This is a genomic window from Stutzerimonas sp. S1 (assembly GCF_025966695.1).
Taxonomy (GTDB): Bacteria; Pseudomonadota; Gammaproteobacteria; order Pseudomonadales; family Pseudomonadaceae; genus Stutzerimonas.
This window is the reverse complement of record NZ_JAOEIY010000004.1, coordinates 361,017-375,211: the sequence shown is the minus strand read 5'-3', so window position 1 is coordinate 375,211 and position 14,195 is coordinate 361,017. Positions and strand designations below refer to the sequence as shown.

The window sequence follows — 14,195 nt, the reverse complement described above, 5'->3', positions numbered from 1 at the left end:
CGAATTCGATGAGGTGCTGTCGTCGGACAGCACCTCGGTAAGACTGGTTCAGCCTTACCGGTACTGCAAGCGCGTGTGCGGCGGCAGGCGGGCTTGCGGTAATGCTCGCCGCCGAATGGCGGGTTCAGAACCGCTCGTGTTCGCCAAGAAAGCGCCACTGCCCGACCGGCAGCTTGGCCATCGACAGCCGGCCGATGCGGATGCGTTTATAGCCGAGCACGCGCAGGCCGATCGCTTCACAGAGCATGCGCAGTTCGCCAGGCTGCGGCTGCTTGATCGCCAGGCGCAGATGGGTTTCGTTCTGCCAGCTGGCCTTGGCCTTGGGCAGAATCTTGCCGCGATGGCCGATACCCTGGCCGAGCAGCGCGAGGCCGTTGGCTTCGGGCTCGCCACTGACCTCGACGATGAACTCCTGTTCGAGCTTGCTGCGCGCATCGGTCAGCAGGCGGATTACCTCGCGCTGCTGGCTGAACACCACCAGGCCACTGGCCTCGTCTGCCATGGGCAGCAGCAAGTTCTGTCGCAACAGATGCCGCTGCAGCGGCTGGATCGGACTTGGATCGTCCGCCCAGTGACCGGCGGCAGTGAGCAGCTGCAGCGCAGCTGCGGCGTCCTGCGGCACGGCCTGGCCAGCGGGTTTGTGCATCAGCAGGGTGACCGGTGGCACTTCGGTCGCCTTCGCGCCGGGCAGCAGATCGAGGCGTTGCGCCGGCAGGACCTTGAGAAACGGCGCCTGTACCAGCTGATCGTCGACCGTCACCCAGCCTCCCTCGATATACAGTTCGGCCTCACGCCGAGAGCAACCAAGCTGTTCGGCGAGGCGTTTGGACAGGCGTACGGGTTCGGTCATGGAGCGCTCGGAAGGCGGGGCAAAGGCTGGAAAAAACGCGGCGAGCCGATGCACAGAAGGCACAAGCTCGCCGAGGGCGTTTCTATTGCAGAGTCAGCCGATCACTTCTTGCTGATGGTGATCTGACGCGATGGGCCTTGGGTCTGGCCGCTGACCCCGTTGGGGATCTGTTGAACTTCACCACCGGCCTTGAGGAAGGCTGCCATCTGGGCGGCGAGAGACTGGCTGGTTTCAAATGCAGGTTCGGGCTTGCGCTTGGCAGCGGCTTTAGTGGCCATGGGGTTCACTTTTTCCGTTTATCAGTCGAACCGGGCATTATACAGATTTGGTTGACTTTTGTCTGGTTTTCCGCTGAGCAGTCGCCTCGGTCGTACTGGCAGGCGAGTGTGGCTTCCTTGTTCTTTACTGAAGCTGTCCTCTGGACCGTCGATTCCGCGGGAGAGTCCTTATGTCGCGCCGTGCCATTGCCGTCTTGTTCGCAGGTTTAGCCGTCGCCACCAGCCTGGCCTCGGCAGTCGAGCCGCAGCGCTACGCAAGCGAGCTGGGTACGCTGCGGCTGGAAGAAGTCGCCGTTGGCCTGGAAAACCCCTGGTCGCTGGCCTTTCTGCCGGACCAGAAGCGGCTGCTGGTGACCGAACGCCCCGGTCGCCTGCGGCTGGTTGGTCTGGACGGGTCATTATCGGCGCTGCTGGCCGGCGTGCCCGAGGTTTATGACCGCGGCCAGGGCGGCTTGCTCGATGTGCAGCTGTCGCCCGAGTTCCAGCGTGATCGACTGGTCTATCTCAGCTATGCCGAAGCCGGCGAGGACGGGCTGGCCGGCACTACGGTGGGGCGCGGTCGCTTGAGCGACGATCATTCACGGCTGGAGGATTTCCAGGTGATCTTCCGCCAGCAGCCTCGGCTGTCCAACGGTGCGCACTTCGGTTCGCGGCTGGTGTTCGATCATGACGGCAATCTCTTCGTCGCCCTGGGTGAGAACAACCAGCGCGCCACCGCCCAGGATCTGGACAAGCTCCAGGGCAAGCTGGTGCGTATCCGTCCTGATGGCGAGGTCCCGCCGGACAATCCCTTCGTCGGGCGCTCCGGCGTGCGGCCGGAGATCTGGTCCTACGGCCACCGCAACCAGCAGGGGGCGGCGCTCAATCCCTGGAGCGGCGCGCTCTGGACTCACGAGCATGGCCCACGGGGCGGCGACGAAATCAACATTCCGCAGCCGGGAAAGAACTACGGCTGGCCGCTGGCGACCCACGGCATCAACTACAGCCTGTTACCGATTCCCGAGGCGAAGGGCGAAGCCGTCGAGGGGACCGAGCCACCGCTGCACGTGTGGAAGAAATCGCCGGCCATCAGCGGCATGGCGTTCTACGATGCCGAGCGCTTCGCCGCCTGGCAGCACAACCTGTTCATCGGTGCGCTTTCCGCGCAGGCATTGATCCGCCTGCAGCTGGATGGCGACCGCGTGGTGCATGAGGAACGTCTGCTGGCAGAACTGGGCGAGCGTATTCGCGATGTCCGCCTCGGCCCGGATGGCTACCTCTACCTGCTTACCGATGCCGCCGACGGCAGGTTGCTACGGCTTGGCCTCGAACCTTGAACGGCAACGACATTGGCGGGGAGCGTTTCGGGCGCTTCGCCGGTCCATTGTCGGTAAGCGGATTGCCGGCCGGGCGTTCGCTTGTCGAACAATGGGCCTGGGGTGCGCGTTACGCCGTGTGACAACAACGGACTGGACGCCGCTGCAGGCCGACTGACAAGGCAGGAAGGAGGCGCCAGTGGCGGTGATCATCAGCGGGTTGCTCTGCATCATCCTCGGTATTGCGCTGGGTGTCGGCGGGGTGAAGGTCATCACTCTGGGCGGCACCTGGTATTTCGCCCTCGTCGCGGCAGGATTCCTGGTTACCGGGACGCTGTTGCTGCTGCGCCGACGCGCCGCGCTGTGGATCTATGCGCTGCTGATGCTCGGTTCGCTGGGCTGGGCGCTCTATGAGGTGGGCTTCGACTGGTGGCAACTGGCGCCGCGCGGAAGCCTCATCGCACCACTTGGCCTCTGGCTGCTTACGCCCTGGATCGCTCAGCGCCTGGGTTGGCAGCACTTCGGCATGCGTGCCTGGGGTGGCGCCGCGCTGCCGCTGATGCTGGCCGTGCTGCTGTGGGGGGCAAGTGCGGTATATGCGCTGGGCAATGATAGCCACGACCTCAAGGGCATGTTGCCGGCACCGCTGGCGCAGGCGCCCGGCAGCGAAGCGACGGTGCCAGACGGCGACTGGCATGCGTACGGCCGGACCGCGCACGGCCAGCGCTATTCACCGCTTGCCCAGATCACGCCGCAGAATGTCGAGCGCCTGCAGCCGGTCTGGCATTACCGCACCGGGGACAAGCGCCGGCCTGGCGATCCGGATGAGACCACTTACGAAGTCACGCCGCTCAAGATCGACGACAGTCTCTATCTGTGCACGCCGCACAATCTGGTGATCGCGCTGGACGCCGAGACTGGCGCCGAGCGCTGGCGCTTCGATCCGCAGGTGCCGGACTCGGTGAACCGCCAGCATCTGACCTGCCGCGGCCTGTCTTACCACTTCGATGAGCAGGCGCCGCCAGCGCAGGACTGCCGCCAGCGCCTGTTCATGCCTACCGCCGACGCGCGCCTGATCGCCCTCGATGCGAAGACCGGCGAGGTCTGCGCCGGCTTTGGCGACAACGGCGAGGTGAATCTCTGGGCGAATATGCCCAACGTCAAGGAGGGGTTCTATTACTCCACCTCACCGCCCGTGGTGGCGCGCGATCTGCTGATCGTCGGCGGGGCGGTGAACGACAACGTCTCCACCCACGAGCCGTCCGGCGTGATTCGCGCCTACGACGTGCGCAGCGGTGCGCTGAAATGGAACTGGGACCCGGGCAACCCTGAACAGACTGCGCCGCTTGCCGCCGGGCAAACCTACAGTGCCAGTACGCCCAACAGCTGGAGCGTATCGAGTGCCGACGAAGCGCTGGGGCTGGTCTACGTGCCGCTGGGCAATCAGGTGCCGGACCAGTGGGGCGGTGAGCGCAGCGAGAACAGCGAGCGGTTCTCGTCGTCCATCGTTGCGCTGGAACTGGACAGCGGCCGACTGCGTTGGGTGTTCCAGACGGTGCGGCATGACCTCTGGGACATGGACGTGCCGGCGCAGCCGAGCCTGATCGACATCCAGACCGAAAGCGGCGTGGTACCGGCACTGGTCGCGCCGACCAAGCAGGGCGATATCTACGTGCTCGATCGCCGGACCGGCGAACCCATCCTGCCGGTGCACGAGGTGCCGGCGCCGCAGGGCGCTGCCGCGGGCGACTGGGTTGCCGAGACGCAGCCAGCCTCGGCGCTGTCCTACGAGCCGTCGAAGTTGCAGGGCAAGGATCTGTGGGGAGCCACGCTGGTCGACCAGATGCTCTGCCACATCCAGTTTCACTCGCTGCGCTATGAAGGTCGTTACACACCACCGTCGACCCAGGGCACGCTGGTGTATCCGGGCAATTTCGGCGTATTCAACTGGGGCGGAGTGGCGGTCGATCCGGTGCGGCAGATGGTCTTCAGCACCCCGGCCTACCTGGCCTTCACCTCCCGCCTGGTGCCGCGGGAGGATGAATTGAGCACCTACGTATCCGACAAGGAACCCTTTCTGAACGAGAATTTCGGCGCGCCTTTCGCGGTGGAGCTCAAACCCTTCGTCTCGCCCATCGGCCTGCCATGCACGGCGCCACCGTGGGGCTACATTGCCGGCGCCGACCTGCGCACCGGTAAGACCCACTGGCTGCGCAAGAACGGCACGGTGCGCGATCGGGCGCCGTTGCCGCTGCCGTTCAAGATGGGTGTGCCGAGTCTTGGCGGGCCGTTGCTGACTGCGGGGGGCGTGGCCTTCCTCAGCGGGACGCTGGATTACTACCTGCGTGCCTATGACGTGAACACCGGTCGCGAACTGTGGAAAGCCCGTTTGCCGGCCGGGGGGCAAGCGACACCGATGAGCTACCGCAGCCCCTCGGGCCGGCAGATGGTGTTGGTGGTTGCCGGTGGCCACGGCTCGCTGGGCACTGCCGCCGGCGATTCGATCATCGCCTACGCGCTGCCGCAGTAGCGCCCTCGACCAAACGGCGCTGCTCGCACTCCCTGCGGGCAGCGCCTGCTAGAATCGCCGCCTTTCTGATTCGGGATTTACGCACATGGCCGTCATCGGGCGCTTCAACAGCCTGCCAATCGTCAAGCACACCAGTTTCGGCCTCTATCTCGACGGCGGCCCGGACGGCGAGATCCTGCTGCCCAAGCGCTACATCCCGAAGGACACGCCGACCGAGGTGGATGACTGGCTCAACGTGTTCGTCTATCTCGATAGCGAGGACAAGCTGATCGCCACCACGGAAAAGCCCAAGGTGCAGGTCGGCGAGTTCGCCAGCCTCAAGGTGGTCGAGATCAACCGCGTCGGGCTCTTTCTCGACTGGGGCCTGCCCAAGGATCTGCTGCTGCCGCATTCGGAAGAGAAACGGCCGCTGCAGGTTGGCGATTACTGCGTGGTGCATGTCTATGTGGACAAGCGCACGCGCCGTATTACCGCTACCGCGCGGCTCGACCGCTATCTGGACAAGACACCAGCGCGCTATACGGTCGGCGAAGCGGTGGACCTGCTTATCGTCGAAGCCACCGATCTGGGCTTCAAGGCGATCATCAATGGTCAGCACTGGGGGCTGATCCACAAGAACGAGGTGTTCAAGTTCCTGCGCGGCGGCATGCAGGAGCGTGGCTTCATCAAGGAGCTGCGCGCCGACGGCAAGATCAGCCTGAGTCTGCAGCCAGTGGGCACTGAAGCAGTCGATGCCCTGCAGGCGTTGATTCTGCAGAAGCTCGAGGAAAACCAGGGCGTGCTGATGCTGAGCGACAAGAGCCCGGCCGAGGAAATCGCCCGTCAGTTCGGCGTCAGCAAGGGCAACTTCAAGAAGGCCATCGGTGGTCTGTACAAACAGGGGCGCATTGTCATTCACCCGGATCGCATCGAACGCGCCTGAGCGCACTGCCCGGCGGCGTGGCAGCTACAGCTCCAGCCGGGTTTGCCGGTCGGCCCAGGCCTCCTTGCCCAGCGGTTCGCCCACGCCCTCCACATAGCTCAGCTCGCCGTCGACCAGTCGGGCCGGCGCGGTAAAGGGGTGCGCGACCGCGTGCTGCTCATCCTGAATATGCAGCACCTCGATGCCACGTACCTTCAGCACATCGGACACCAAGGAGCGGTGGCAACGCCACCAGAGCACTTCGGCACACATCATCGCCGTGCGCCGCTGGCTGGCAAGCTCCAGCAGACGCGCCAACCCTACGGCGAACTCCGCGCTCTTGAGGTGATCGGCGTAGCCACGAAATGAGCTGTTGCGCCAGGCCCGGTTGACCGAATCGGCCGCTGGCCGGCGCCGGCCGCCCAGTTCAGGCAGCCAGGCGTAGGCGATGCCCCGTGTAGCGAGCGCCTCGCGCAGTGCATCGCTACCGAACTGCGGCAACCGGCGCGAACCGGGATGACGGCGGACGTCGGCGATCCCCTCGATCCGATAGTGCCCGAGCAGCGCGAGGAAGGCGTCGATCGAGCGGGTCGAGTGGCCGAGCGTCCAGACGGTGGCCGGCGTATTCATCGGTCACTCAGTCCATTTTGCTCAGGGCGCCGGGCTTGTGCATGGCGATGTGATCGGTCTTGTCGCTCTTGATCTCGTACTGCGGCTCGTCCGGGCTGGCGCGGCGGGTATGCCCTTTGTACTGCGTATCGGCGGTATGAACCCTGATGATGGTGCCGCTGACCCGTCCCGCTTCGGAATTCCAACTGACGTGATCGCCAACCTTGAAGCTGTTCATTAGCTGATCTCCTTTTGCCTTCTGTGTCTGTTCGGACAGCGCACGTCAGGCAAAGGTCGCTGCTCCAGCTGAGGGGTTCAGCTCGAATTGCGGACAGTCGGCGCCCTTACCGTCTATCGGAAATCGCTCGACGTTGAACCGCGATAAATCCGCCGGCCATTCAAAAAAATGGCGCCTCCAATATGCCGAAGTCCCGTATTCAAGCCGGGTATTAATTCTTTCGATTGCTGGCATGTTGCTATTTCGCAATAGCAAACTAATAGCTTTACAGAAATACCGTCGAAATTCTGGCGATCTATATAAGTCAGAAAACGTTCCATTATTTTTTGGAAACTATTATAAAGCCGCCACGCAACGGGGAATCCGGGTTGTTCAGGGGTGGAACAGCGGTTGGCTTTGTTGCTGAGCGGTTCGTTCGGTTGTGACAAAGCGGCTTCCATCCATAAGCAACGCCCCACGACTTAATTGACCTCCCGCCACTTTTTTAAAGGCCGCGACAGCGCCTTTAGACGTATTAAGTTTCGGAGAGACAAGATGTCTATCAATGTTTTTGCGGGCCCCCGCAAGGCGCTCGTCGCCTCCATCGCCCTGGCTGCCGTATTGGGTGGATTCACCGCTTCCGGTGCTGTCTTCGCCAGCGACACCAGCAGTACCGTATCGACCACCGTGACGCTCAGCGCCAAGGTCAACAGCTTCACCAACACCGATTGGCTCAATGGCGTATGGCGTGCAGCGCCGGCGCTGTCGATCCCGGCGTCCAGCGCCAACAACGCGGCCTTCAAGGTGGGCGCCAGCGTTCGCCTGGCCGACGGCCAGATCCGCAAGATCACCAAGGTGTACGTGGTAGGCAGCAACCTCAGCGTCTTTCTCGATGGTGCGGTTATCGACGGCAACAAGGTCGGTGCTCCGAACGTGCTGAGTGCGGTAACCGTATCGACCGGTACTGCCCCGAGCACCAGCGAGCCGGTCAGCACTGCCCCCAGCGGCACCACCTACGCATCCAGCATCAACAACTTCACCAATACCGATTGGTTGAATGGGGTATGGCGCAAGTCGCCCGGTTTCTCGATTCCGGCAACTACCGGTAACAAAGGCGCGTTCATTGTTGGTGCATCGGTAAAACTGGCTGATGGCCAGCAGCGCAAGATTAAAACGGTGCAAGTTGTCGGCTCGAATATGAGCGTCTTTCTTGATGGTGTTGCGGTTAATGGCAGCGTTGTCGGATACCCGAACAAACTGACAGTTGTTTCCGGCTCGACAACGGATACGGCAATAACTGCACCGACCCAAACGACTCTGGCGACTGCCGGTTTGAACAACTTCACCAATACCGACTGGCTGAACGGTGTGTGGCGCAAGTCCGCCGGGTTCTCCATTGCGGCGACGGCGGCCAATCAGGCGGCATTCAAGTCCGGTAATTCAGTGAGGCTCGCCGATGGCCAGGTGCGCAAGATCACCGCGGCCTACATTTCCGGCAGCAACATGAGCGTCTACCTCGACGGCGCGGCCATCGATGGCAATACCCTGGGCTACCCGAAGACCATCTCGGCGATCAGCACCACCACCACGTCGAGCCCGACCACCTCGGTTCCCGCTCCGGCACCGGCTCCGGCCCCGGCCCCGAGTGCGCCTGCCGATTCCACCGCGCCGGTCGACACCACCAATGGCAAACCACGCCTGGTCGGCGTCAACCTGTCCGGTGCCGGCTTCGGCCCGTCGGTCGTGCCGGGAGTACATGGCACCAACTACACCTATCCGGCCGAGTCGTACTACAAGAAGTACGCCGACCTGGGCATGAATCTGGTGCGCCTGCCGTTCCTCTGGGAACGCATCCAGCCCAAGCTGAACACCGAGCTGAACGCTGCTGAGCTCGCACGTTTGAAGCAGTCGCTGGACTACGCCCACAAGCATGGTGTGAAGGTCATCCTCGATCTGCACAACTACTACCGTTACTTCGGCAAGCTGATCGGTTCCAGCGAAGTGCCCATCAGCTCGTTTGCCGGCGTGTGGAAGCGCATCGTTCAGCAGGTGGCCAACCACCCAGCCGTGGAAGGTTATGGGCTGATGAACGAACCGTATTCCACCAACGGGCTCTGGCCGCAGGCCGCACTCGCCGCTGCCCAAGCGATCCGCACTCTGGATAGCCAGCGCTGGATCTACGTGGCAGGCGATCGCTGGTCGAGCGCCTACCACTGGCCGCACTACAACAACCAGCTGATCAACGATCCGTGGATGCGCGATCCGAAGAACAACCTGGTCTACGAAGCGCACATGTATGTGGACAAGGATTTCTCCGGTAACTACTTCGACAAGGCTGAGGTGTTCGACCCGATGATCGGCGTGAATCGCGTCAAGCCCTTCGTCGACTGGCTGAAGCAGAACAAGCTGCGCGGCTACATCGGCGAGCACGGCGTGCCGGACTTCTCGCCCTCGGCCATCGCCGCCACCGACAATCTGCTGGCCTACCTGCGGCAGAACTGCATCCCCAGCACTTACTGGGCGGCTGGTCCCTGGTGGGGTGAGTACGCGCTGTCCCTGGACGTTACGAGCGGCAAATCCCGTCCGCAGCTGCCGGTGCTGCAGAAGCACGCCAAGACCGCCAACAGCTGCAGCAGCGTCGGCCCGCTGTAAATCGAGCCGCTTCACCAAAACGGGCCTTCGGGCCCGTTTTGCGTTTTCCCAAGTGTGAAGCGGGCAGTGCAGTTCGTCGGCCTGCGCTGCGCTCGCGCGTGACCTGGCGGTCATCTTTTGCGCGGGCAGTGTCGTTTCGCTTGCAAGGCGGATGTATTGCTGCAGCCCGCGACAGGTGTGGCGTTGCGGCTCGCGCTGGGCCATCTGCCAGCGGGTGCGTGGCTGGCGGTCGTTGCGCTTGCGTCGGATCGGGCGTCAAGGCCGACGCCGAGCCGCTGGCCGGACCGACGGAACTCGAAAATTGGGGTCCGGTCACCTTCTATGTGCACACCGTGAAGATGCACGGCTCGCGGCAGAAGCAGAACCCGCAACGCTGTGTTTCAACGGATCGTGGTCATCCGGACAACCCATAGAAGGTGGACAACATGACGACACCCGATGAAGACATCACAGGTTATGGCGGCCTGGGCAAAACCGGCTCGACAGCGCCGGACGGCAGTCCCGCACATGCAACGGCCGGACCCTCGAAGGAGAATCTCAAGGCCAAGGCACGCGAAGCCGGCGAAGAGGTGAAACACCAGGGCAAGGCCCAACTCGAGAACTATCGCGGCACGGCCGCCGACGGCTTGGAGAAGGTCGCCCGCAGCGCCCAGGCGGCCGCCGCCGAACTGGAGAAGCAGGACAGTAGCGGCCTGTCGCACTACGTTTCGGAGATGGCGCAGAGCATGGCCGAGCTCGCCGACAGCCTGCGCGGCAAGAGCGTCGACGAGCTGGTTGGCGAGGTCAACCGTATCGCCCGCAACAATCCGGCACTGTTCATCACCGGCAGCATCGCCGTCGGTTTTGGCCTCACCCGTTTCGCCCGGGCCTCCAGCCAGCGTCCGGCGACTCACGAACCCACGGTGGACTATGGACACTCGGACGCCGTGCGTCCGCATCCCACTTCGCCGCTGGGACGTTCGACCGCCGCCAGCGCGACCGAGCTGCCCAGTCAGGCGGAGCTGGACGAGCGGTTGTCCAGCGGTGCGCCCGGCGCTCCGGTGGGCAGCATCAGCAATGCCGGAGCGACCACGGGGCCCGGGACCACACGCAAGCCTGATTCCGGCAAAGGCAACGATGGAGGGCTTACTCGATGAACGAGCAACATAACCTCAATACCCCATACGAACCGCTGCATGCCGAGCAGGACAACTCCGTCGGTGGCCTGCTGCGCCAGCTGACCCGCGAGGTGCCATCGCTGTTCACCAAAGAACTGGCGCTGGCCAAGGCCGAGTTGAGCGAATCGCTGCGGGCCACCAAGGCCGGCGCGGCCAGCGTGGCGACCGGCGGCGCGGTGCTGCTGGCGGGGTTCATCATTCTGCTGCTGGCGGCGGTGTATTTCCTCGCCACGATGATGGAGCCCTACCTGGCGGCACTGATCGTCGGCGGGGTAGTGGTGGTCATCGGCCTGATCATGGTCTCGGCTGGCAAGAAGAAGTTCGAGGCCTCGTCGTTCAAGCCCGACCGCACCCTCCATTCCATCCAGAAGGATAAAGAAGCCGTCAGGGGGCACGCATGATGAGCACGCACAATCAGATCGACGTCGAAGCGCAGAAGGATCCGGATACCCTCGAACGGGAAATCGACCAGCAGCGCGCTGAGATCGGCAACATCGTCCATGCGCTGGAAAGCAAGCTGTCGCCGGGGCAGATGATCGACACGGCGCTCGGCTACGCCAAGGGCGGTGGCGGCGAATTCCTGCATAACCTCAGCGATACCCTGAAGGCCAATCCGGTGCCGACGGTATTGACCTCGGTCGGCCTGCTCTGGCTGATGGCCGGACAGAATCGCCGTCCGGATCACGCCAGCCCCACTGGCCCATCGGTAACCGACAGGCTTGCCGCCAAGGCTTCAAGTCTTAAGCAGCAGGGTGTCGGGGTGAAGGACCGCGCTGGCCAGCTCGGGCACAGCGTGTCCGATTCGCTGGGGGCCGCGCGTAGCCGCGTCGGCGAATCCGGCCGACACGCCGCCGATAGCCTAAGGCATACCGCCGAACGCGCTCGCGGCGGCTTCTCGGAGTTGCTCGAGGAGCAGCCGCTAGCCGTGGGCGCTATTGGTATAGCGTTGGGAGCGCTGCTCGCCGCCGCGATGCCGCCGACCCGGCGTGAGGATCAACTGATGGGCAGCGCCAGCGACAAGCTGACTGGAAACCTGCGGCAAAAGGCCCGCGAAGGCTATGCCCAGGCCAGCGCGATGGGCAGGGATGTGGCCGACGATGTCGTGGGCAAGGTGAAACAGGACATGCACCACGATGCCACTCGCCCGACCTCCGGCCCACATTGAGCAGTACGCCGAGAACTTATGCCGCCGGGCTTGAGTCCGGCCGCATAACCTTCGATAATCCGCCGCCTGGCGCCGGTGTAGCTCAGTAGGTAGAGCAGCGCATTCGTAATGCGAAGGTCGCAGGTTCGACTCCTGTCTCCGGCACCATGAAATTCCAAAAAGCCCGCCTAGTGCGGGCTTTTTGTTTCATGCAGTGCCATCGGCTCACCCGAGCTTCTGTCGTCCGAGTACCCCTGTGAGTACCTTTGGTTGCCAATGATCTTTGGTATTCGGATCCGGCTGCCACTGGCTCGGCGTGTAGCAACCAGATGGGCGCCGCCTTTCCCGAGCGAATCGTCGAGAGCGCTGGTCATGGTCCTGCCAGGTTCGCACAACCTCATCTCACCTTTGACGCGAAAAGCCCTGGTCGGCGAGGAATAAGCGACCCCCTGTGCATGGGCCGGCCACGCTAGAGATCAAGGACCAGAGGTTGAGGATCGCCCTCCGATTGCGCCGGTACCGCGCAGCAGGTCAGCACCTGATCGCTGGCGGGCATCTGTGCCGGTGCGATGGGGTAATGCACGTTGCCGCTGATCAGCCTGGTGCTGCAGGTGCCGCAGGAGCCACCACGGCAGCTGAACTCGGGGTTCAGGCCGCGGCTTTCCGCCAGTTCCAGCAGGCTGCCACTGTCGGGTGTCCAGCGTGCTTCGGTGGCTGATGCGCGAAAGTGCACCGGCACCGGTGTGCTGGCCGCCAGCGACTGCGCCGGCGGCTGCCCGGTTTCGGAGCGCCGCAAGGCCGACGGGCCGAATGCCTCGGCATGGATGCGCTGGTCCGGGATGGTCATACCCCGCAGGCCGTCGTACATATCCTGGAGGAAGCCAGCCGGGCCGCACAGGTAGAAGTCGTAATCATCCAGCGGCAGTCGCGCCTTGACCTGCGCGAAGTCCAGGCGGCCGGTCACCTGGTAATCGCGCTCTGGCTGCGCCGTGCCGGGTGCGCTCAGCGCGCGGTGGATGTGCAGCAGTCCGTTCGAGCGTTGCTGCAGGTCCGTGAGTTCATTCTGGAAGGGCAGGTCGGCCAGGGTTCTGGCGCTCTGGAACAGATGAATCGCACGTGCCTTGCGCTGCTGCCGGTTCTGCGCCACCCACTCTCGGGCCATCGAGATCAACGGCGTGATGCCGACCCCGGCGCCCAGCAATACCACTGGCCGTCCGCTGTCCACGCGCAGGGTAAAGCTGCCCAGCGGCGGCCGCACTTCCAGCAGATCGCCCGCCCGCAGCTTGTCATGTAGATGCGCGGAAGCCCGGCCTTGCCGCTTGACGCTGATACGGATGTAGCCGTCCGACGGCGCGCTGGAAACGCTGTAGGTTCTGACCAGGACATCGCCCTCGGCGGTGTGGATGCGGATCGGCAGGTGCTGGCCCGCGGCGAATGGCACGGCAGCGCCGTCCGGCGGCTCGAGGAAGAACGAGCGGATGTCGCGGCTTTCCTGTTGCACATGCGCGACCCGCCATGACTGCCACTGGCGTTGTGCCTCCCGCTGCAGGCGCTGGTCAGCTTCCGCCCAGGTGCCGGTGGCCAGGCTGGTGGGCGCGTAGTCGTGAAATTGCCAGCGGATCGTCAGCGCGCCCGGGCGCAGCACCGCCTGCTCGACTTCGAAGGCCCAGAGCCGCTCGGCGCCCTCGAAGGCGCTGATCGAAGAACTGTCCAGCAGCAGTTCGGTGCGACCGGTGAGTTGCAGCAGGCCGCCAGTGGTGAAGTCGATGAACAGCAACCCCGCGACCGGATTGGTTTGCAGGTTGCCCAGGGTGTTGAAGAACCGGTTGCCGGCGTAATCGGGGATGGTCAGGCGGTTGCCTTCGACCTTGATGAAATCGGCACGGCCGCCACGATGGGAAACATCCACGGCGCGCGCCTGACCGTCCTGCGCGACGTAGCTGGCGACGAAGAAAGTGTCGGCCGCACGAATGAGCGCGCGGGTGTGTTCGTCCAGCGCGCTGAAATCCTGGCGCGGCGCGATGCCGTCTGCCGGGGGCGGCACGCGGGTGTAGGCCCGCGCCTGAATGTACTTCGGGCAGTTGCCATAGGACTGCGCGACCACCACCTCAAAGCCTTCGGCCGAGGCGCGCCGGATCACGCCGTTCATGCGATTGCGTCGGCGCGTATGCAGCTCGATGCCGAGCAGGCCGATCGCCTGGCCTGCCCGCAGGCCGGCAGCCGCCGGGTCTTGCGGATCGGCGTGCGCCGCCAGAAACAGATGCTGCGGGTCGGCGGAGGTGACGAAGCCTTCCGGCCCTTCGAGTACGGTGGCCCAGGGACGATTGTCGGCATCCACCGCGCCGACCACCATGAACGGCAACTGGTGAAAGAACGCGCGGTGCTGCTCGGGCATGTAGTCGCGGATGACTTGCCGCCCGAGTACGGCCAAGCGTTCGGCTACCTTGAAGCGCTCCTGCAGCGCTCTCTCACCGGCATGCCAGGGCGACGTGGGATGTTCGGGCCGATCATTCATGACTGACGCTCCTGGAAAACTGCCGGGACGCCCGGCAGTCCGGTGCC

The 14,195-nt window shown here is 64.0% G+C and carries 12 protein-coding genes and 1 tRNA gene; 8 read left to right on the top strand and 5 right to left on the bottom strand.

The window, feature by feature from the left end; translation table 11 throughout:
* Positions 1–124 precede the first annotated feature (124 nt).
* Complete coding sequence (locus tag N8H22_RS11005) at positions 125–850, bottom strand: RNA pseudouridine synthase (protein WP_264590540.1); 726 nt, start codon at positions 848–850, stop codon at positions 125–127.
* A gap of 101 nt (positions 851–951) precedes the next feature.
* Positions 952–1,128, bottom strand: coding sequence for a hypothetical protein (locus tag N8H22_RS11000; protein WP_264590539.1), 177 nt, complete (start codon positions 1,126–1,128; stop codon positions 952–954).
* 170 nt (positions 1,129–1,298) lie between these two features.
* On the opposite strand from N8H22_RS11000, the gene N8H22_RS10995 reads away from it, so the two are divergent.
* The 3 genes from N8H22_RS10995 (at position 1,299) to N8H22_RS10985 (ending at position 5,875) form a co-directional block, all read left to right on the top strand.
* On the top strand, positions 1,299–2,444 hold the full coding sequence (locus N8H22_RS10995; RefSeq protein WP_264590538.1) for a PQQ-dependent sugar dehydrogenase: 1,146 nt from the start codon (positions 1,299–1,301) through the stop codon (positions 2,442–2,444).
* Between the two features lie 178 nt (positions 2,445–2,622).
* Entirely contained in the window at positions 2,623–4,953 is a 2,331-nt protein-coding gene (locus N8H22_RS10990) for a glucose/quinate/shikimate family membrane-bound PQQ-dependent dehydrogenase (RefSeq protein WP_264590537.1), read from the top strand.
* Positions 4,954–5,038: 85 nt separating this feature from the next.
* Entirely contained in the window at positions 5,039–5,875 is an 837-nt protein-coding gene (locus N8H22_RS10985) for a S1-like domain-containing RNA-binding protein (RefSeq protein WP_264590536.1), read from the top strand.
* Between the two features lie 24 nt (positions 5,876–5,899).
* Here N8H22_RS10985 and N8H22_RS10980 read toward each other — a convergent pair whose 3' ends face one another.
* Together N8H22_RS10980 and N8H22_RS10975 are read right to left on the bottom strand one after the other, a co-directional pair.
* Complete coding sequence (locus tag N8H22_RS10980) at positions 5,900–6,484, bottom strand: DUF488 domain-containing protein (protein ID WP_264590535.1); 585 nt, start codon at positions 6,482–6,484, stop codon at positions 5,900–5,902.
* A 7-nt stretch (positions 6,485–6,491) separates the two neighbouring features.
* Positions 6,492–6,701, bottom strand: coding sequence for a DUF2945 domain-containing protein (locus N8H22_RS10975; RefSeq protein WP_264590534.1), 210 nt, complete (start codon positions 6,699–6,701; stop codon positions 6,492–6,494).
* 534 nt (positions 6,702–7,235) lie between these two features.
* Between N8H22_RS10975 and N8H22_RS10970 the strand changes: the two genes are divergently transcribed.
* The 5 genes from N8H22_RS10970 to N8H22_RS10950 all read left to right on the top strand — a co-directional run bounded on the left by N8H22_RS10970 (position 7,236) and on the right by N8H22_RS10950 (position 11,801).
* Complete coding sequence (locus tag N8H22_RS10970) at positions 7,236–9,332, top strand: glycoside hydrolase family 5 protein (protein WP_264590533.1); 2,097 nt, start codon at positions 7,236–7,238, stop codon at positions 9,330–9,332.
* Positions 9,333–9,757: 425 nt separating this feature from the next.
* Positions 9,758–10,468, top strand: a complete 711-nt coding sequence (locus N8H22_RS10965; RefSeq protein ID WP_264590532.1) for a hypothetical protein — start codon at positions 9,758–9,760, stop codon at positions 10,466–10,468.
* The gene (locus N8H22_RS10960; RefSeq protein WP_264590531.1) at positions 10,465–10,890 is read left to right on the top strand and encodes a phage holin family protein; all 426 of its coding nucleotides are present in this window, start codon (positions 10,465–10,467) and stop codon (positions 10,888–10,890) included. Before N8H22_RS10965 ends, N8H22_RS10960 begins: the two co-directional genes overlap by 4 nt.
* A complete protein-coding gene (locus N8H22_RS10955; protein WP_264590643.1) occupies positions 10,890–11,654 on the top strand; it encodes a DUF3618 domain-containing protein in 765 nt (254 codons plus the stop codon). Before N8H22_RS10960 ends, N8H22_RS10955 begins: the two co-directional genes overlap by 1 nt.
* Before the next feature lie 71 nt (positions 11,655–11,725).
* Positions 11,726–11,801 (top strand) — tRNA-Thr (locus N8H22_RS10950).
* Positions 11,802–12,102: 301 nt separating this feature from the next.
* Here N8H22_RS10950 and N8H22_RS10945 read toward each other — a convergent pair.
* A complete protein-coding gene (locus N8H22_RS10945) occupies positions 12,103–14,148 on the bottom strand; it encodes a pyridoxamine 5'-phosphate oxidase family protein (RefSeq protein ID WP_264590530.1) in 2,046 nt (681 codons plus the stop codon).
* Between the last annotated feature and the right edge of the window lie 47 nt (positions 14,149–14,195).